We start from the raw sequence: 18,321 nt of genomic DNA on the forward strand, positions 1-18,321 counted from the left end.
CAACGCGAACCCGTGGCAACCGCTGCCCAGATCGCGAAGACCGGCAAGTTCGGCGACCTGCGTCGCCGGCTCGTCTTCCTGCTGCTCGCCCTGGTCGTGTACCGGATCGGCGCGCACATCCCCGTGCCCGGCATCAACCCGGACCAGCTCGCACAGCTGTTCAAGGGCCAGCAGGGTGGCATCCTGAGCCTGTTCAACATGTTCTCGGGCGGGGCGCTGTCGCGCTTCACGGTATTCGCGCTGGGCATCATGCCGTACATCTCGGCGTCCATCATCATGCAGCTGCTCACGTACGTGCTGCCGTCGATGGAACAGCTGAAGAAGGAAGGCGAAGCCGGGCGGCGCAAGATCACCCAGTACACCCGCTACGGGACCCTGGGCCTGGCGCTGTTCCAGTCGCTGGGCATCGCCATGGCGCTGGAAGGCTCGGCCGGCCTGGTGCTGAACCCCGGTTTCGCGTTCCGCATCAACGCAGTGGTGAGCCTCACGGCCGGCACCATGTTCCTGATGTGGCTGGGTGAGCAGATCACCGAACGCGGCCTGGGCAACGGCATCTCGATCCTGATCTTCGCCGGCATCGCCGCGGGCCTGCCGAACGGAATCGGCGGACTGCTGGAGCTGGTGCGCACGGGGGCCATGGGTCCGCTCGTGGCGATCTTCATCGTCGCGGTCGTGATGCTGGTGACCTACTTCGTGGTGTTCGTGGAGCGGGGCCAGCGCAAGATCCTGGTCAACTACGCGCGCCGCCAGGTGGGCAACAAGGTCTACGGAGGCCAGTCCTCGCACCTGCCGCTGAAGCTGAACATGGCCGGGGTGATCCCGCCGATCTTCGCGTCGTCGATCATCCTGCTGCCGGCGACGGTGGTCGGCTGGTTCGCGACCGGTGATTCCATGCGCTGGCTGAAGGACATTGCGAGCACGCTGAGCCCCGGCCAGCCGATCTATGTCATGCTTTATGCCGCTGCGATCGTCTTCTTCTGCTTCTTCTACACGGCCCTGGTGTTCAACAGCCGGGAGACCGCGGACAACCTGAAGAAGAGCGGCGCGTTCGTCCCGGGCATCCGTCCGGGCGAGCAGACCGCGAAGTACATCGACAAGATCCTGGCGCGGCTCACGCTGGCGGGTGCGTTCTACATCACCTTCGTGTGCCTGCTGCCGGAGTTCCTGATCCTGAAGTACAACGTCCCGTTCTACTTCGGCGGAACCTCGCTGCTGATCATCGTGGTGGTCACGATGGACTTCATGGCCCAGGTGCAGAACTACCTGATGAGCCAGCAGTACGAATCATTGTTGAAGAAAGCGAACTTCAAGACGTCCCTCGGTGGTTGATTGTGTCGAAGGATGATGTCATCCAGATGCACGGTGAGGTGATCGAAAACCTTCCCAATGCAACCTTCCGGGTGAAGCTGGAAAACGGGCACGTGGTGCTCGGACATATATCGGGAAAGATGCGGATGCACTACATCCGCATCCTCCCAGGTGACAGGGTCACCGTGGAATTGACGCCCTACGACTTGTCGCGGGCACGGATCGTGTTTAGGGCCAAGTGATCGGGCACCCCTGACCAAGGCAGAAGGATTTAGGAGAAAAGCAAATGAGAGTTTCGGCTTCCGTCAAGAAGATCTGCCGCAACTGCAAGATCATCCGCCGCAAGGGCGTGGTCCGCGTGATCTGCACCGATCCGCGGCACAAGCAGCGCCAGGGCTGATCGTCCGGGCTGATAGAGATTTAGAGGAACGACATGGCACGTATTGCTGGCATCAACATTCCGCCGCACCAACACGCCGAGATCGGCCTGACGGCGATCTTCGGCATCGGCCGCACGCGCGCGCGCAAGATCTGCGAAGCCACGGGCATCGCCTATTCCAAGAAGGTGAAGGACCTGACCGACGCCGACCTGGAAAAGATCCGCGACCAGATCGCCCAGTTCACCATCGAGGGTGACCTGCGCCGCGAGACGACGATGAACATCAAGCGTCTGATGGACATCGGCTGCTACCGCGGTTTCCGCCATCGTCGCGGCCTGCCCATGCGTGGCCAGCGCACCCGCACCAACGCCCGCACCCGCAAGGGTCCGCGCAAGGCTGCGCAGGCGCTGAAGAAATAAGGCTAAGTGCCAGGGGTCGGACCCGGTAGCGCACAGCGCGACGGCTCGGACCTCTCATATCAAACGGAAAGAGATAAGACATGGCCAAGGCTCCTGCCAACAACGCTGCGCAGCGCGTGCGCAAGAAGGTCCGCAAGAACGTGAACGACGGCGTCTGCCACGTGCACGCGTCCTTCAACAACACGATCATCACGATCACCGATCGCCAGGGCAACGCACTGTCCTGGGCGTCCTCCGGTGGCCAGGGCTTCAAGGGCTCGCGCAAGTCCACGCCGTTTGCCGCGCAGGTCGCGAGCGAAGTGGCCGGACGCGCTGCCATGGAGCAGGGGATCAAGAACCTGGACGTCGAGATCCGTGGCCCCGGCCCGGGTCGCGAGTCCTCGGTGCGTGCGCTCGCCGCGCTGGGCATCCGGATCAACTCGATCTCGGACGTCACGCCGGTGCCGCACAACGGCTGCCGCCCGCAAAAGCGTCGCCGCATCTGAGCGCTAATCAGAGGTGGCCGGGCAAGCGCGCTGAGCGCTCCTTGGTCCGGCACCTGGTCATTAGCTAAGCCCACCGCCGGCGGCGCACGCGCAGCCGGCTCCCGCGGCAACAGGCCGCGGTAGTCATTTGAAGGAAAGAGAAAGTGGCACGTTATCTCGGCCCCAAGGCCAAACTCTCCCGCCGTGAAGGCACCGACCTGTTCCTGAAGAGCGCCCGCCGCTCGATCCAGGACAAGGCCAAGTTCGACTCCAAGCCCGGCCAGCATGGCCGCACCTCGGGCCAGCGCACCAGCGACTTCGGCCTGCAGCTGCGCGAAAAGCAGAAGGTCAAGCGCATGTACGGCGTGCTGGAGCGCCAGTTCCGCCGCTACTTCGAGGAAGCCGACCGCCGCAAGGGCAACACCGGCGCCAACCTGCTGTTCCTGCTGGAGTCCCGCCTGGACAACGTCGTGTACCGCATGGGCTTCGGCTCCACGCGCGCGGAAGCCCGCCAGCTGGTGAGCCACAAGGCCATCACGGTGAATGGCAAGCCGCTGAACATTCCGTCGTACCAGGTGAAGGCCGGTGACGTGATCGCCGTGCGCGACAAGTCCAAGAAGCAGAACCGCGTCGTCGAGGCCCTGCAGCTGGCCACGCAAGTGGGCATCCCGGGCTGGATCGAAGTCAACGTCGAAAAGGCCGAAGGCACCTTCAAGAAGGTTCCGGACCGCGACGAGTTCGGCGCCGACATCAAGGAAGCGCTGATCGTCGAACTGTATTCCCGCTAACGCGGGCGGGAGCCGCCCGCGTGGGCCGGCTCCGCGCGAGTTTTTAGTTCCCTGGCGTCGGGCACGGTGCCAGGGCCCCAGCCTTACCGGTGTAACGAGCCGGGGGTATTGAGAGGAAAGTCCTGCATGCAAACCAACCTGCTGAAACCCAAATCCATCAACGTGGAACAGCTTGGCACGAACCGCGCCAAGGTGACCCTCGAGCCGTTCGAGCGTGGCTACGGCCACACGCTGGGCAACGCGCTGCGCCGGGTCCTGCTCTCGTCGATGCTGGGTTATGCGGCGACCGAGGTGACCATCGCCGGCGTCCTGCACGAGTACTCGTCGATCGACGGCGTGCAGGAAGACGTGGTGGGCATCCTGCTGAACCTCAAGGGCGTGGTGTTCAAGCTCCACAACCGCGATGAAGTGACCCTGTCGCTGCGCAAGGACGGCGAAGGCGTCGTCACGGCCGCCGACATCCAGACCCCGCATGACGTCGAGATCATCAATCCCGACCACGTGATCGCCACGCTGTCGCAAGGCGGCAAGATCGACATGCAGATCAAGGTGGAGAAGGGCCGCGGCTATGTCCCCGGCAACGTGCGCCGCTACGGCGACGAGCCCACCAAGTCCATCGGCCGCATCGTGCTGGACGCGTCGTTCTCGCCCGTCAGGCGCGTGAGCTACACCGTGGAAAGCGCGCGCGTCGAGCAGCGTACCGACCTGGACAAGCTGGTGATGGAGATCGAGACCAACGGTGCGATCACCGCGGAAGACGCCGTGCGCGCCTCCGCGAAGATCCTCGTCGAACAGCTCGCCGTCTTCGCGCAGCTGGAAGGCTCCGAACTGGCCGCCTTCGACCAGCCGGTGCAGCGCTCGTCGCAGCAGTTCGACCCGATCCTGCTGCGCCCGGTCGACGAACTCGAACTGACTGTGCGTTCCGCGAACTGCCTGAAGGCCGAGAACATCTATTACATCGGTGACCTGATCCAGCGCACCGAGAACGAGCTGCTCAAGACCCCCAACCTGGGTCGCAAGTCGCTCAACGAGATCAAGGAAGTCCTGGCTTCCCGCGGTCTCACGCTGGGCATGAAGCTCGAGTCCTGGCCGCCTGCTGGCCTGGACAAGCGTTAATTCGAAACCTCAATGGTGAACTGGCAGTACCTGACACGGCTGCCTTTAGATAAGGAAAGGAACACACCATGCGTCACGGACACGGCCTCCGCAAACTGAACCGCACCAGCGAGCACCGCCTCGCGATGCTGCGCAACATGATGGTCTCGCTGCTCCAGCACGAAGCCATCAAGACCACGGTCCCCAAGGCCAAGGAACTGCGTCGCGTCGTCGAACCGATGATCACGCTGGCCAAGGAACCCAGCCTGGCGAACAAGCGCCTGGCGTTCGACCGCCTGCGCGATCGGGATATCGTCTCCAAGCTGTTCAACGAACTTGGCCCGCGCTACCAGACGCGCCCGGGCGGCTACACGCGCATCCTGAAGATGGGCTTCCGCGTCGGCGACAACGCGCCGATGGCGCTGGTCGAACTGGTGGACCGTCCCGAGCCCACCGAAGCGGCCGGTGACCAGGCCGCCGAATAAGAATCTGACGCGCGGTGGAGCAGCCTGGTAGCTCGTTGGGCTCATAACCCAAAGGTCGCAAGTTCAAATCTTGCCCGCGCAACCAATTCAAACGCCCGGTTTTCACCGGGCGTTTTTCTTTGGGGCGGTGGAAACGATCAGGCCTGCTGGTCCGCGGCGACCGCTTCGCGCAAGGTGTCCCGCAGCCAGATGTGCGCAGGGTCCGCGTGTGTGCGCGGATGCCACGCCATGGAGACGCTGAAACCCGGAACCTCGCAAGGCGGGGACAGCACTGCCAGGCTTGCGTTCCAGCGCCGGGCCAGCCGCGCCGGGACCGTGGCAACCAGGTCGGAGGCTTCGACCAAGGCCGGCACCAGCAGGAAGCTGTTCACGGACACCTGCACTGTGCGGCTGCGGCCCAGGGCTGCGAGCACGTCGTCGACTGCCCCGACGAACCCACCGCCCGCCGGCGAAACCATCGCGTGCGAGAGGGAGCAGAAGGTGTCGAGGTCCAGCGGCCGCGCCGCCGCCGGATGGTCCTTGCGCAGCACGCAGAGGAAAGTCTCTTCGTAGAGCTTGCGGGCATGCAAGGCCGGCGGGACCGCGCCCGGCGTGGCCAGCAGCAAATCGAGCTCGCCCGCGGCGAGTTGCTCGGTGACCGAGCGCAGGTCCACTGCATGCATGGCCAACTGGCAGTGAGGGGCCAGCGTTTGCAGCCGGGTCGCCAGCGGCGTGGTGGCGATGCTGTGGATGGCGTCGGTTGCGGCGATGCGCAAGCGCTCGCGCGCGGTGAGCGGATCGAAACCGCGGCTGCTTGCAAGGAGGCCTGAGACGCCCGCCAGCACCTCCCGTAGCGGCTCACGCAGCGCCTCCGCGCGCGCGGTGAGCGTCATGCCGCGCGCAGTCGACGGCACGAGCAGTGGATCGCCGAACGCATCGCGCAGCTGCCTGAGCTGGGCTGACAGTGCCGGCTGCGACAGGCCCAGCCGGGCGGCCGCCCGCGTGACATGGCGCTCGGCCAGCAACACGTCGAGGGACAGCAGCAGGTTCAGGTCCAGGCGTGCAGGAAGCCGCTCCATAGAAGCCTTGGATTGTTCGTATAACGAGCATCCATTTTACGAATTGATCACGCGCACCCACACTTCCTGCATCCCATCCACTTCGCATCAGAGGCCTTCATGTCACTCGCACAACAACGCATCCTCATCATTGGCGGCTCCAGCGGCATGGGCCTGGCCAGCGCCCAGCAACTGGTCCGCGCCGGCGCCGACGTCTTCATTGCCGGCCGCGACGCGGCGCGCCTGCAGGCGGCCGTCCAGTCGCTGGGGGGCAAGGCGGCCGGCATCGCGGCCGACTGCACCGATCCGAAATCGCTGGCGGCCCTGATGGCCCGCGTCGGCCGCCTGGATCACCTGGTGCTCGCCGCTGGCGGAACGGCGGCCTGGGGCCCCTTCGCCCACACCACGCCTGAGGCGCTGCGCCGTGCCTTCGACACCAAGCTGCTCGGCTACTGGCAATCGCTGCAAGCGGCGTTGCCTATCCTGCGCAAGGACGGCTCCGTGGTGATGCTCACGGGCGCTGCGTCCCGGGTCGCCATGAATGGCACCGCCGGCTTGGCGGCCATCAACGGCGGCATCACGCAAATGGCCCAGACGCTGGCGCGCGAACTGGCGCCGCTGCGCGTGAACGTGATTTCGCCCGGCCTCGTCGACACGCCGGCGTACGACGGCATGCCGGCAGAGGCCAAGGCCGGCATGTTCGCCGGCGCTGCCAAATCGCTGCCGGTGGGCCGCGTGGGCCGCAGCGAAGACATCGCCGCCGCGGTCGAACTGCTGCTTGCGAACACCTTCGCCACCGGCGTGCTGCTCGACATCGACGGCGGCGCGCGGATGCCCTTGTGAGTCGGCCAGGCATGAAGATCTTCATCGTCCTCGCCCATCCCGAGCCCCGCAGCTTCAACGGCGCGCTGTTCGACACGGCCGTCGACACCCTGCGCGGTGCCGGCCACGAGGTGGCCACCAGCGACCTCTATCGCATGGGCTTCGATCCGGTTTCCAGCCGGCGCAACTTCACGACCGTGCACGACCCGGACTACCTGAAGCTGCAGGCGGAGGAACTGCATGCCAGCGAGCACGCCGGCTTCGCTCCCGAGGTGGAGGCGGAGCTCGCAAAGATGGAAGCCGCCGACCTGATGATCTGGCAGTTCCCGCTCTGGTGGTTCGGCCTGCCCGCGATCCTCAAAGGCTGGGTGGACCGCGTGTTCGCGATGGGCCGGACCTACGGCGGCGGCCACATCTACGAAACGGGCAAGTTCCGCGGCCGGCGCGCCCTGCTGTCGCTGACTACCGGCGGCCCGCAGCCCGCGTACGAGCGCGGCGGCTTCAACGGCGACCTCGACGCGATCCTGCGGCCCATCCAGCGTGGCATGCTGGCGTTCGAGGGTTACTCGGTGCTGGCGCCGCAGGTGCACTTCGGTGCTGCGCGCGTCGACGCTGCCCAGCGCAAAGCGTGGCTCGATGCCTGGGCGCGGCGGCTGCGCGCCATCGAGCGCGAACAGCCGATCGAGGTCGGGACCTATTGAAAGGAATGCTCGTTGCTGGGAAGACCGGGAAAGTCCCTCGCGGGCTTCAGGTCGGATGGCGGATGCGCAGGCTGGGTCGTGGCACGGCGCGATAGGGGCGGGTGTCGCCGGCATCGTCGAACGCACGCTCCAACTGGCGCAGCGCGGCAACGAGCGTGAGCAGTTCCCGGACCTGCTTCGCATTGAGGGGGATTTCCGAAGGCCACGGCTTCACGTGGTTGGGATCCCGCCGCAGCGGAGCTTCCTTCTCCGCATCCCGGATCTGGGGGACTAGCGGTTCCGTATGCCGGTCGAGATCGACTGCCTTCCCGAAATTCTCCATCCGGTCGCGCAGCGCGACCAGCAGGGTGTTGAACCGGACCCAGCGATGCTCCCGCCAGCCCCTGGCTTGGTGATCGACGAACTTGCGGATGAAGTCTTCGGCTGCGGGCTTGCCGTACTTCTCGCCGAGCCGCCGGATCTTCTCCGCGCTCATCCTGATGTTGACGCCGCCTTCTCCGGGATCGAGATAGATGCGAACCACCCGGTCGCGCACGCCGGGCATGCGCATCATCGTGCTGTCATTCCAGTGCCAGGTGGTCTTCCAGATACTCACCAGGAAGGCAAAGAGCCGCCATGTGGATTCCTCCGGCGCGTGGTCCCAGCGGTCGCCGCGCCCGCTGGTGTGGAACCTCGGAAGCCAGACGTGGCGCGCCGAGCCCCGGTCGCGCGTGTTGAGCGAAATGCCGAACGTCGGCCACATCGGCAGGAAGCTGTCGAACAGGTGGATGGGGAAGTTGGAACAGAGTCCGCCATCGGACATCCAGCATCGCTCGATGCTGCGCCGTGAGTGGTCGACCGCGTGCAAAGGCACCGCGGAGATCAGGAGCGGAAAGCTCATGGCCAGGCGCGCGGCCACGACGATGGGCATGTCCTCGATGGGCAGTTCCAGCAGGTCCGCGTAATCGCCGCCCGCCGGCGGATCCAGGCTGCTGCGCGGCGCGTACGGCGTGGAAACGGCGGCCAGGTAGCGCACGAGTTCCGCCGGGAAATACCGCTCCAGTTCCTCTGTCCGAAAGAAGAGCCGCCCCATGTCCTCCTCTTCGTCCAGCGGGAAGCGGTACGGGCGCCCTTGCGAGAGGTTGCTCGAATACACCTCGAGGTTGATGGACCGTGCGCGCTGGTCCGTTCTCTGGAAGCCCAGCATCTGGCCCGGCGAGCCGGGCGCGTTCCAGAGATCGCGGAAGGTGAGGGGTTGATCGCTGGATGGGTCGCGGCCGGCCACCTTCTGGATCGACACATGGAGGAAGGCGGCAAGATCCAGCGACTTCGGTTTGTCCGGATCCCAGCCCCGGCACAAGCCGAAGCCGTTGGGAACGACACTGCGCGTGAAGTCCTGGACGACGCCGGAGAGCACGCCGCCCACCACGGCAATCCCCACCGCCAGCAGTGCGGCGGCGATCCAGGACAGCCCCGTGAAGGAGCAGGTGAACCAATTCAGCCAGGCCGGCCAGGCCGGCGAACCCGGCCCGGCCCACGAACGCGCGCATTCGAGCACCGAGAGCAACGGGCCGACCAGCACGATCGCGAGCAGGACGACCGCCAGCAGGATCACGCGACGACGGTACTGGTGGACCGCTTCCCGCAATCCCGCAGCCGCGTACCGCACGCCGCTCTTGTTGTTCAGCGTGGAGAGGAAAATCTGGAACAGCCTGCGGGTGCCGGGCTGCGGCTGGAATAGTCGCTCGAGCTGGGTTCGCCCCTTGCGCACGGCGGCGAGCTTCTCGGGCAGTGCGTCGAGCTCCTTGAAACCTTCGCCGCTGCCGTGACGCCGCCGGTACTCCGCGGCCGCCGCGAGGGCGGCGGCGAAAGCGCCGATGGAACTGCCGCCGATGCTCTGGAACCGGTACTGGCGTGCGAGTTCGACGACCGCCGACGCGTAGATGATGCCGCTGGTGACGCCGCCCTCCATCACGACGTCGCAGAAGCGGTCGGCCGGCGCGTCCATCCAGTCGCCCGGCGCGCCTGCGGCGTTCGCGCCGTCCGCGCCAGCGGCCGCTTCCTGCTCCCCTGTCTCGGTCATGGCGTCCTCCACGATCCACCACCAGCGATGGCCTGCAGTGCGCTTCGGCTCGGGAACAGCGCATAGAGGGTGCCGCGTGTGTGCACGAAGTCCCGAAAGCCTTTCAGCACGATCGGCGCGGCGCGCTGCAGGGGGATGTGGAACGCCGCGTCCGCCCCGTCGTGATGTGCGGAGAGCGGGTCCTTCGCGCGCCCGGTGTTCTTCGGTCCCAGCGGGTTCTTCTCCAGCCATTCCGAGACGAGCAGCTCGAACTGTTCGTCGATGTGTGCGCAGAAGAAGACGCCGATCAGTCCGCGCTCGGCGCTCTCCGTCCCCGCCTGGTAGCGCGGTCCGTAGGGGATGCTGCGGCGGAACAGCGGGCGTTGCACCGGCGGCATCAGCGGATCCTTGCGCGGGTTGGCCCGGCGGATGTGGGCGCCGAAGGGGCAGCCGAAGCCATCCTTGTCCTGGGTGAAGTCGAAATCCGGACCACCGGGGCTCCAGTCCGCTGGCTCCTCAAGGTCCTCCGGCTGGATCGGCGCGCCGCCGGGCCAGCGGCCACAGAGCTTCGCTTTCAAGTAGTCGGGTGTCACGAACCAGTAGCCGGTCCGGCCGTTCCACTCCTTGCACTGCGCGGCCAGGAAGTCGTTGAACGCCGCTTCGTCCTGCTCGATCTGGCGCAGGACGCCGAAGGTTCCGTTGCGAACGAACTCCTCGAGCTCGCGCATGGTTCCATCGGCGGCCCAGACATTCGCCTCCTGGCTGTTCGGATAACCGAGCAGAAGGTCTCCGGCTGGCAGCGCCACGCCCCGCTCCGTCGGCAGTTTCCCGTCGGGCGCGAAGATGCTCGGCTGGGTGAGGTTGTCGCGGAAACCGAAGTGCACGAAGCGCTTCTCCCTGTCACCGCCCTCGAAGAGCTGCTCGCCGTCCGGCACGGCATCGCGGCTGCCCCAGCCGGCGAGCCCGGATGCGCCCTCCAGGTCGCGCAGGCTGCTCGTCGCGCGCTCCAGGGCCTGCGCGTCGGCTGCATTGATGGCGATCCACACGTGCGCGGCGTGAAGCTGGAACACGCTCTTCCACCGTTCGACCGCGCTCACGCCGGCGTCACCCAGGTAGCGCGCCCCGCGCAACGGTGCTCCTTCCGCGAACGCGGGAGACTTCTTCCTGAACAGGTCGAGGATCCTGTTCGGCGCCCCGAGCACGCGCAGTCCTTCGCAGGTGAAGCCGATGTTGACCCCTGCCACCTCGGGCCAACCCGTCTTCTTGCCGCCGAAGTCCAGCCAGTCCGACGCGTGGAGCTTCTCGAGGAACTTGCGCGCTTCGCCCGGCTTCGTCACCGTCAGCACCAGGTTGCGCATCGCCGCATAGCGTGCACCGTATCCGGTGAGAGGCAGGCCTTGCGCCTCGTGCTCCAGTTCGGTGTCGGTGGGTGCGGCGCTCATGTCTGGCCCAGCCCTGCGTTCTGGATGTCCGCCACGCCGGCGCCGGGATAGGCGCTGTAGAAATAGCCGCCCAGCGGAGCGTTGTTGTTCTTGCGGAGGAACTCGACGAACTCCCGGGGATGGTCGCGCACGGGCGTGGGCGGCGCGCCCTCGAGGAAACGGAACTGCTCGTTGAACAGCGGCACCTTCATCGCGAAGTGTTCGACGTAGGCATCGAAGTCGCCGTCGTACACGGTGTACATGAACAGGTGCGTGTCCCCCTTGATGAGGCCGAACCACGCGAAGTGCACGTTGTTCGCTTCGGCCAGGGCGCGCTCGACGACCGGCGCGCCCACGCGCGTCAGCTCCTTCAGGATCAGGGCGTTCTGGGCGACCGGCTCCTTGATCTTCAGGGACAGGAACAAGGGCTGCTGGTTCATGCGCCGAGCGCGCGCATAACGCAGGGGAAAGGAGAGGCAGCCAGCTCCCCATTGCTTCACCAGCGGCTTGGGCCGGCCCGTGGCGGGATCGATCACACGGGCGAGCCCGGGCAGCCGCAACACCTGGCGAACGGTTTCGCGAACCAGTGGCAACGCGAGGTGGCGGCCGATGCAGCTGTGCATGTAGGGCGGCCCCGAGAGGTCTCCCCCGAAGACCAGGGACCAGTCGCAGGGCACGTCCGCGCCCAGGGCGAGCAGCAGTGTCGTTCCGGGTTCCAGCTCGCCGTCGATTCCCGTCACTCTCATCGGGGAACGCGTCACCCGGGTGAGAAATGGCGCCGGCGGGCGCATCGAAAGGGCGAGGTCGACCAGTCCGTCCAGTTCCGCCCCGTCGTCACGCCTGGCGGCCCGGCCCGCCCGGTCGATGAGCAGCTCTCCTTGCCACATTTGCCGAAAGAACCAGTCCATCGTGTTCGCTACTGCCGACGCCACATTGCCGGCGGTCCCCGCGATCAGGCCGAGGATGACGATCTTCTGCATCTCCGGGTCACCGGGGAAGGACTTCGCCAGCGCCCCGCTGGCGTTCCCGACGTGCACGTGCTCATCCCAGAATTCGGGAAAGTCCTTGCCCTGTGCCGCATCCAGGGCGACCTGTTCCACCCGCTTCTTCCCTTCCGCGGTGGCCCGAGAATCCGGTGGCGGCAGGCCGTCGTTCTCCACGAAATGCCGGCCGATGATCTGGAAGGTCAGCCGCGTGTACGCCGCTTGCATGCCCTGCTCGAGGACGTAATAGGCTTTTGCTGGCATGCCGAAGAGGATCGACATCAGTCGCAGGGCGGCCTGTTCCGCCACGTCGCGCACCAGGTCGAACTCTCCCAGCCGTTCCGCCAGCACCATGGTCCGCGCCAGCGCTTCCTGGACGCAGGCATTGATCTGCGCTGGTGGGAACGCGAGCGCCTTTTCCGCTTTCTCGCGTTGGTCGCGATGCGCGGCAGGCGCGTCCACGCCCAGCATGAACCTGCCGCCGCTATCGAGCTCGGAATAGGGCTTGACGCTGCCCTGCTGCAGCGCGAGCGCGATGTCCTGCCGGGCCGTCAGCAGGTACACGGTCTCGCTCGGCCAGCTCGCGTTGCTGCGCATGCGCAGCACGCTCTTGAACGCAAGCGCGGGGAATCCACGCGCCGCGAGGTCGCGGTACAGCGCCGCGCGTCGCACGTCGTGCCGCAGCGACCGGAACAGCATCCGGTTCTGCGCCAGCGGGTTGCGCTCGTCCTCGATCCACTGGAGCCTGGACTTCTTCGCCATTCTTCGCTCTCCTCCACGGCGGTGCGCCGCCCGCGTCCAGCTAGCTTGTCGTCGCGCCCACCTTCATGCGTTCCCGCGCGGCGGTGATGTCGCGGGTGCCCTCGCCGCCCTCGATCGCGGTGCAGGCCTCCGCGAGCAGGGCGCGCGCCTGTTCGCCGCGGCCTTCGCGTTGCCAGAGGTCCGCCAGGTCGATGGCAGCGCGCAGTGCGAGCGAGCCGAGCTCGCGCGAGCGTGCGCACTGCAGCGCCTGCTGCATCCAGGTCTCGGCCTCGGCGCGGCGGTCCAGGCCGGCGCGCGCGGCACTCTGCAGGGTGAGGCGGCCGATCAGCCGATGCACTTCGGCCTCGTAGTAGCGCTCGCCCGTGCGGTTGACGATCGCCAGCGCCTGTTCCAGCAGCGCCAGGCCATCTTCGGGGCGATGGTCGAGCGCGTGGCCTTCGGCGCGCATGGCCAGGTAGAAGGGCGTGGTGACCACGGCGCCCGAGGCCGTCCACGCTTCGTAGCCTTGCCGCATCTCGTCCACGCCCGCAGCGACATCGCCCAGTTCCGCGGCGATGCGCCCACGCATGATGCGCGCGTGCGCGAGCCACACGGTGAAGCCGTTCTCCTCGCAGATCTGCACCGCGCGTTCGGCCGAGACCAGGGCTTCGCGGTTTTCTCCACGGAAATGCAGCACGGCGGCACGGAACCCGTAGGCCTCGCCGAGGCTGAACTGGTGCCGGATGCTTTCGGCATGGGCCACGACTTCCATCACGCGCCTGCGGGCTTCGTCCGGCAAGCCGAGCTGCCACAGCGACCATGCGGAGTAGCACAGGCACATCACGCCCGGGTCCTGCACCGCTTCGGGCCGGTGCGCGAGGCGCATGTAGGCGGCGCGACAGGCATCCATCTCCTGCACGGCCCGCAGCATGTCGCCCTGGTGCATGCGGATGTTCGCCAGCGCCCACTGGGTCTGGATGCGATGGATCGCAGCGCCGCCGACCTCGGCGCGCGCCGCCGCTTCCACCGCATGCGCGCGCGCCTTCTCGAAGTTCGCGCGCATGAAGTGGTAGGCCTCCAGCCCGAGCAGCACCCGCATCACCGCGCCTTCGTCGCCAAGCAAGGCCGCCAGCTCCCTGGCTCTCGCATACGCACGTTCGACACGGTCCGCGCCATAGCCCCGCGTCGCGATCAGCGGCCCCGCCAGCAGCAGCTGCAGGCGCAGCTCGAGCCGCAACAGGTCCTGGTCCTTCGGCATGCGCTGCAGCACCGCCAGCGCATTGCCCACATGGCTGATGGCCTCGGCGTGCGCCGAGCGTGCGGCGGCCTGGCGCGCAGCCGTCTCCCACTGGCGCAGCGCCTGCGCGTCCATCCCGGCCTCGGTGTAGTGGTAGGCCAGCAGCTCGGGGTGCCGTTGCGCCAGGCCGGAGAAACTTTCGGAGAGCACGTTCGCGATCACCTTGTGCAGGCGCACGCGGTCGCGTTCCAGCAGCGAGCCATAGGCGGCGTCCCGCATCAACTGGTGGCGGAAGGCGAACCGGGGGCCCGCCTCGTCCTCTCTGGCGACGAGCATGCCGGCGCGCACGAGCTCGGCGAGTCGTTCGGTGAGGTCCTGCGGCTCGAGCGGAGAGGCGGGGTGCTGCAGCACGGCGCGCAGCAAGGCGAGCGGAAACTCCCGGCCGATGGTGCCGCCCACCTGCGCCAGTTCCTTGCCGGGACCCAGCCGGTCGAGCCGTGCCGTCAGGAGGTCCAGCACCGTGCTCGGGACCGGCATGGTGGCGAGATCGGACGGCTCCTGTCCCGTGCTCAGGTCCAGCGCCATGCGGGTGGATTCCTCCAGGAACAACGGCACGCCGTCCGAACGGGCGGCGATCAATTGAAGCAGCTCCGGCGGCAGCCGTTGGCGGCCGCATGCACTCAGCACCATCGCTCGCGACAGTTCGGCGGACAGGCCGCGCAATTCGGTCTCGTACACGGCAAAGCGCGGGCGCCAGCGCAACTCCGCGTCCGTGCGCGCGGTGACACACACGAGCACCGGCATCTCCCGTGCCGCGAACGTCAGGCGGTCGAGGAACTCCGCCGTCGAGGGGTCGAGCCAGTGGATGTCTTCCACGATCATGCAGCCGGGGCGCCCTCGCACGACCTGCAAGGCCAAGGCCACGAGCAGGTCGACCGTGAGCTGCCGCCGGCGCTCGGCGCTTTGCTCCAGGATCGGGTGCGGAGCGGCAACGGGCAGCGAGAGAAGGTCGGCGAGCAGCGCCGTGGCTCCGTCCTCCAGTTCCCCGGTTCTCGTGACCATCGCGCGCAGGCGCGCGAGCATGGCTTCGGGATCCTGGCCGGCGCCCAGCCAAAGCTCCTTGCGCAAGGCCTGGATCAAGGGATGGAACGCGCTGTTCGCGTGTTCCGGCGAACAGCGGGCTTCGAACACCACGTGGCCGCCGTTGACGAGAATCTGCTTGAACTCGCGTACCAGCCGCGACTTGCCGATGCCGGCTTCGCCCAGCACCCGTGCGATGCGCAAGGACCCTTGCTGCGCTGCCGCCCAGTGTTCCTGCAACGCCTGCAGTTCGTTGCGCCGGCCCACGAAGGGCGTCACCGTCGGCAAGCGACCGGTGTCGGCCTGCTCGGCGGCCAGCGGCGCGGCTCCGAGCAGCCGGTGGCAGACCTGGGGCCCGTCGAATCCCTTCAGCAGGATGCCGTCTTCCAGCGGCTCGAACTGGAAGCGCTCCTTGACGATGCGGCGCGTGGATTCGCCGACCACCACCGTGCCGGGCGTTGCAACCGACTGCAAGCGCGCCGCGAGGTGGATCGCGGGGCCCACCGGCTGTCCCTCCCGCACCACGACCTGGCCTGTGCACACGCCGATGCGGATGCCCAGGCCGAGCGCCTGCACCGCGTCCACGAGCTCGAGACTGGCATGCAGGGCCTGGGCCGCTGCGTCTTCGCGTGCGACCGGCGTGCCGAAGTAGCACATCGCCCCGTCGTCGCCCTGGAAGTCGTCGGGACTGCCTCCGCGCGAGCGCAGGATCTCGTCACAGCGCTCGTGGTACTGCGCGAGCAGCTCGCTGTACCGCTCCGCCCCCAGCTTGCCCATCAGCCGTGTGGAGCCGGCGAGGTCGATGGAGACGATCGTCACCTGCCGGACGTTGTCGACGGGCGCGCGCACTTCGTTCAGCACGAAACTGCCGTCGCCGTGGAGCTCCGGCCGCAGCAGTGCCAGCGCGGCAGCGCCGTCCTGCTGGCGGAACGAGGCGCGCGAAGCGCGCACGGCTTCGGCCGCGGTGGCGCCGCGCAGGAAGGCCGTGTACACGTCGCGCAGGAAGCCGTGGGGCCGTGCGCCGCGCGCGGCGTGGCAGGTGAGCAGGTTGAGCCCGAGCCTGCAAGCAGCCACTGCGACGGCGGCGTTCGCGGCCGCGGCAAGCGCTTGCGTCGGTGCCTGCGCCTGCGAGATGAGCAGGCGCGGAGGCGAAGCGAGCGACGCGATCGCGCTCAGGTCCAGCGGTTCGTCCTGTCGCCACCAGAGCACGGATCCGCCCGCGGCTGGCCGGCCATCCACCGGCCCCACGTAGTGCACGACCGCGTGGGAACCGATGAGCCGCAGCAGCTCCGGCCTGGGCAGGTCGCTCGCCTGCACCACGCTGACGGCGAGACCGCCCAGGCTGCGCAGCGATGCACTCAACGGCGCGGCGGCCGCGTCCGCCTCGTCATCGCAGCCCTCGACCACCAGAACCTTCAGCACGCCGCGGTCGAGCGGCCGATCCGTGGCACGCACACGGGCGGGCTCCGCAGTGATGCGCCGGCAGACCTGGAACTTCTCGCCCAGCCAGTCCTTTCCATCCCACAGCAGCTCCCAGGGCACCCAGGCCAGGGACGGATCGAGCTGCAGGTTCAGGCAGCCGCCGGGGAGCTCGCGCAGCAAGCGCACGATCCCTTCGGGCAGCAGCTTGCTCAGCAGCAGCGTCGGAACGGGCACCTCGGGCGTCGCGCCGCCGTCGAGGGCGCGCCGGATCCGGGCGAGTTCTGCCGCGTCGAGCTGCAGCGTCTCCATGCGGGCCAGCAGGCCGAGATCGGTGAGCACGGCGGCCAGGCCGTCGCGCTGCGCCAGGAGCGTCAGGTGAATGGCCGCGCCCTCACTGCTGGGAGTGGATGCTGGCGTATCCATGGCGCGTGGGAGTGGGGCGAGCGATGTCGACGGGCGTATGGTTCGCGCGCGTCGCCCCGCTGTCAACAACCAATCGAGGGATGCGGCTCGCGGCGAAGCGGCCTGGGTTCGTCCCACTTGGACCAAGGGCCGATAGGCTGCGCATGCTCGTCGGCGTACTGTGGCCGTGAGCGTGGCGCGGGCACGGTGCCGGCGCGCGCTCCGATGCAGGAGAACCAAGATGAAGAAATGCTTGATGGCCCTGGCTGTCCTGGGCTGCGCGGGCGGAGCGGGCGCGCAAGTCGCAGGCACCGGCGCGGGCGAGGTCACCAGCAGCAGTGTCACGCTGTTCGGGGTGGTGGACCTCGCGGTGGCGTATGGCCACGGCAGCGAGAACAATCTCAGCCGCCTGGTGAGCGGCGCCAACACCGTCTCGCGTCTGGGCTTCCGGGGCGTGGAGGACCTGGGCGGCGGCCTCGGTGCCGGCTTCTGGCTCGAGTCGGGCCTGAACGTCGACGACGGCACGGGTTCGGGCAGCAACACTAACAACCAGCCGTCCGGGGCCACCAGCAGCGGCGCCCTCACGTTCGGCCGGCGGGCCACTGCCAGCCTGATGGGGACCTGGGGCGAGATCCGCCTCGGTCGCGACTATGTGGCGACCTTCCGCAACCGCGACCAGACGGACCCCTTCACCACCAACGGCGTTGGCGCGTCGCTGCCGTATGCGATCTCGATCATCGGTGTCACCGAGACGCGGGCCTCGAACATGATCGGCTACTTCCTGCCGGCCGCGGCGCTCGGCGGATTCTTCGGCGAAGCGCAGTACTACATGGGCGAGAACACGTCGGGCAGCGACGGCAACGGGTGGCAGGCGCGGCTCGGGTACGCCAACAAGGTGTGGGGCGTGGCCGGGGCCTACGGCCTGACCAAGTACGCGCAGACCGCCACCACCGGCGACAACAAGGCGTGGAACATCGGCGGCCACTGGAACTTCGGCTGGGCCAACCTCATGGCGGGATGGTTCGAGGACGAGGTGGAGCGCACGAGCACCCTCAAGGGCACGGGCTACATCCTCGGTGCGGTGATCCCGATCCGTGTCGACCAGCTGAAGATCTCGTACTCTTCATACAAGACCGACGACGTGGGTGACCCGCGGACCCAGAAGCTGGCCGTGGGCTACGTCTACAACCTGTCCAAGAGGACGGCGGCCTATGGCACCTATGCGCACGTGCAGAACCACGGTTCGGCGGCAGTGGGCCTCAATGGTTCGCTCACCGGTCCGGGCAAGAACTCCGACGGCTTCGACCTCGGCCTGAAGCACAGCTTCTGAGGCGCTTTCCCGCGCGCGCAAGTGCGCCGGATCGGTTATGATCTCCCTTCTGACGCGCGGTGGAGCAGCCTGGTAGCTCGTTGGGCTCATAACCCAAAGGTCGCAAGTTCAAATCTTGCCCGCGCAACCAATACGAAGACCCGCCGGGAACACCCGGCGGGTCTT

At 67.4% G+C, this 18,321-nt stretch carries 15 protein-coding genes and 2 tRNA genes; 13 read left to right on the forward strand and 4 right to left on the reverse strand.

Annotated elements, in window-relative coordinates:
* Positions 1 to 12 precede the first annotated feature (12 nt).
* The 9 genes from secY to JJB11_RS07175 all read left to right on the forward strand — a co-directional run bounded on the left by secY (position 13) and on the right by JJB11_RS07175 (position 5,024).
* Positions 13 to 1,329 (forward strand): preprotein translocase subunit SecY, encoded by a 1,317-nt coding sequence (gene secY / locus JJB11_RS07135; protein ID WP_201167693.1) that lies wholly within the window; start codon positions 13 to 15, stop codon positions 1,327 to 1,329.
* A 2-nt stretch (positions 1,330 to 1,331) separates the two neighbouring features.
* Positions 1,332 to 1,550 carry a translation initiation factor IF-1 gene (infA, locus tag JJB11_RS07140; RefSeq protein WP_201167696.1) on the forward strand — a complete coding sequence of 73 codons (219 nt, stop codon included), beginning with the start codon at positions 1,332 to 1,334 and terminating at the stop codon, positions 1,548 to 1,550.
* Positions 1,551 to 1,594: 44 nt separating this feature from the next.
* Positions 1,595 to 1,708, forward strand: a complete 114-nt coding sequence (rpmJ, locus tag JJB11_RS07145) for a 50S ribosomal protein L36 (RefSeq protein ID WP_011481465.1) — start codon at positions 1,595 to 1,597, stop codon at positions 1,706 to 1,708.
* Between the two features lie 33 nt (positions 1,709 to 1,741).
* On the forward strand, positions 1,742 to 2,107 hold the full coding sequence (gene rpsM, locus JJB11_RS07150; protein ID WP_201167700.1) for a 30S ribosomal protein S13: 366 nt from the start codon (positions 1,742 to 1,744) through the stop codon (positions 2,105 to 2,107).
* Positions 2,108 to 2,187: 80 nt separating this feature from the next.
* Positions 2,188 to 2,592, forward strand: a complete 405-nt coding sequence (rpsK, locus tag JJB11_RS07155; protein ID WP_201167704.1) for a 30S ribosomal protein S11 — start codon at positions 2,188 to 2,190, stop codon at positions 2,590 to 2,592.
* Between the two features lie 143 nt (positions 2,593 to 2,735).
* The gene (gene rpsD, locus JJB11_RS07160) at positions 2,736 to 3,359 is read left to right on the forward strand and encodes a 30S ribosomal protein S4 (protein WP_201167707.1); all 624 of its coding nucleotides are present in this window, start codon (positions 2,736 to 2,738) and stop codon (positions 3,357 to 3,359) included.
* 126 nt (positions 3,360 to 3,485) lie between these two features.
* Positions 3,486 to 4,475 carry a DNA-directed RNA polymerase subunit alpha gene (locus JJB11_RS07165; RefSeq protein WP_201167710.1) on the forward strand — a complete coding sequence of 330 codons (990 nt, stop codon included), beginning with the start codon at positions 3,486 to 3,488 and terminating at the stop codon, positions 4,473 to 4,475.
* Positions 4,476 to 4,543: 68 nt separating this feature from the next.
* A complete protein-coding gene (rplQ, locus tag JJB11_RS07170) occupies positions 4,544 to 4,939 on the forward strand; it encodes a 50S ribosomal protein L17 (RefSeq protein WP_201167714.1) in 396 nt (131 codons plus the stop codon).
* Positions 4,940 to 4,947: 8 nt separating this feature from the next.
* Positions 4,948 to 5,024: transfer RNA gene (locus tag JJB11_RS07175), tRNA-Met, on the forward strand.
* Between the two features lie 52 nt (positions 5,025 to 5,076).
* On the opposite strand, the gene JJB11_RS07180 is transcribed toward JJB11_RS07175, so the two are convergent.
* Positions 5,077 to 5,997 carry a LysR family transcriptional regulator gene (locus tag JJB11_RS07180; RefSeq protein ID WP_201167742.1) on the reverse strand — a complete coding sequence of 307 codons (921 nt, stop codon included), beginning with the start codon at positions 5,995 to 5,997 and terminating at the stop codon, positions 5,077 to 5,079.
* 99 nt (positions 5,998 to 6,096) lie between these two features.
* On the opposite strand from JJB11_RS07180, the gene JJB11_RS07185 reads away from it, so the two are divergent.
* Together JJB11_RS07185 and JJB11_RS07190 are read left to right on the forward strand one after the other, a co-directional pair.
* Positions 6,097 to 6,819 (forward strand): SDR family oxidoreductase, encoded by a 723-nt coding sequence (locus JJB11_RS07185; protein WP_201167745.1) that lies wholly within the window; start codon positions 6,097 to 6,099, stop codon positions 6,817 to 6,819.
* 11 nt (positions 6,820 to 6,830) lie between these two features.
* Positions 6,831 to 7,499: an NAD(P)H-dependent oxidoreductase gene (locus JJB11_RS07190; protein WP_201167747.1), complete on the forward strand. Its 669-nt coding sequence runs from the start codon at positions 6,831 to 6,833 to the stop codon at positions 7,497 to 7,499.
* Between the two features lie 2,058 nt (positions 7,500 to 9,557).
* Here the strand turns inward: JJB11_RS07190 and JJB11_RS25940 are convergent.
* From JJB11_RS25940 to JJB11_RS07210, 3 genes are read right to left on the reverse strand one after another with little or no spacing between them, the layout of a single operon-like run.
* Positions 9,558 to 10,982, reverse strand: coding sequence for a hypothetical protein (locus JJB11_RS25940; protein WP_201167751.1), 1,425 nt, complete (start codon positions 10,980 to 10,982; stop codon positions 9,558 to 9,560).
* Positions 10,979 to 12,706 carry a cytochrome P450 family protein gene (locus tag JJB11_RS07205; protein ID WP_201167752.1) on the reverse strand — a complete coding sequence of 576 codons (1,728 nt, stop codon included), beginning with the start codon at positions 12,704 to 12,706 and terminating at the stop codon, positions 10,979 to 10,981. The genes JJB11_RS25940 and JJB11_RS07205 overlap by 4 nt, the downstream gene beginning before the upstream one ends.
* Before the next feature lie 40 nt (positions 12,707 to 12,746).
* The gene (locus tag JJB11_RS07210) at positions 12,747 to 16,847 is read right to left on the reverse strand and encodes an AAA family ATPase (protein WP_201167754.1); all 4,101 of its coding nucleotides are present in this window, start codon (positions 16,845 to 16,847) and stop codon (positions 12,747 to 12,749) included.
* A 220-nt stretch (positions 16,848 to 17,067) separates the two neighbouring features.
* Between JJB11_RS07210 and JJB11_RS07215 the strand changes: the two genes are divergently transcribed.
* Both JJB11_RS07215 and JJB11_RS07220 read left to right on the forward strand, forming a co-directional pair.
* Entirely contained in the window at positions 17,068 to 18,156 is a 1,089-nt protein-coding gene (locus JJB11_RS07215) for a porin (protein ID WP_201167756.1), read from the forward strand.
* A 53-nt stretch (positions 18,157 to 18,209) separates the two neighbouring features.
* Positions 18,210 to 18,286, forward strand: a tRNA-Met gene (locus JJB11_RS07220).
* The last annotated feature ends 35 nt before the right edge of the window (positions 18,287 to 18,321 follow it).

The sequence above is a fragment of the Ramlibacter ginsenosidimutans genome (assembly GCF_016654015.1).
Classification (GTDB): domain Bacteria; phylum Pseudomonadota; class Gammaproteobacteria; order Burkholderiales; family Burkholderiaceae_C; genus Ramlibacter; species Ramlibacter ginsenosidimutans.

Coding starts and splice junctions, on each gene's coding strand:
- JJB11_RS07205 (WP_201167752.1), bottom strand. CDS start 12,706: ATGGCGAAGAAGTCCAGGCTCCAGTGGATCGAGGACGAGCGCAACCCG.
- rpmJ (WP_011481465.1), top strand. CDS start 1,595: ATGAGAGTTTCGGCTTCCGTCAAGAAGATCTGCCGCAACTGCAAGATC.
- JJB11_RS07190 (WP_201167747.1), top strand. CDS start 6,831: ATGAAGATCTTCATCGTCCTCGCCCATCCCGAGCCCCGCAGCTTCAAC.
- JJB11_RS07165 (WP_201167710.1), top strand. CDS start 3,486: ATGCAAACCAACCTGCTGAAACCCAAATCCATCAACGTGGAACAGCTT.
- rpsK (WP_201167704.1), top strand. CDS start 2,188: ATGGCCAAGGCTCCTGCCAACAACGCTGCGCAGCGCGTGCGCAAGAAG.
- JJB11_RS25940 (WP_201167751.1), bottom strand. CDS start 10,982: ATGAGCGCCGCACCCACCGACACCGAACTGGAGCACGAGGCGCAAGGC.
- rpsM (WP_201167700.1), top strand. CDS start 1,742: ATGGCACGTATTGCTGGCATCAACATTCCGCCGCACCAACACGCCGAG.
- JJB11_RS07215 (WP_201167756.1), top strand. CDS start 17,068: ATGAAGAAATGCTTGATGGCCCTGGCTGTCCTGGGCTGCGCGGGCGGA.
- rplQ (WP_201167714.1), top strand. CDS start 4,544: ATGCGTCACGGACACGGCCTCCGCAAACTGAACCGCACCAGCGAGCAC.
- JJB11_RS07185 (WP_201167745.1), top strand. CDS start 6,097: ATGTCACTCGCACAACAACGCATCCTCATCATTGGCGGCTCCAGCGGC.
- JJB11_RS07210 (WP_201167754.1), bottom strand. CDS start 16,847: ATGGATACGCCAGCATCCACTCCCAGCAGTGAGGGCGCGGCCATTCAC.
- JJB11_RS07180 (WP_201167742.1), bottom strand. CDS start 5,997: ATGGAGCGGCTTCCTGCACGCCTGGACCTGAACCTGCTGCTGTCCCTC.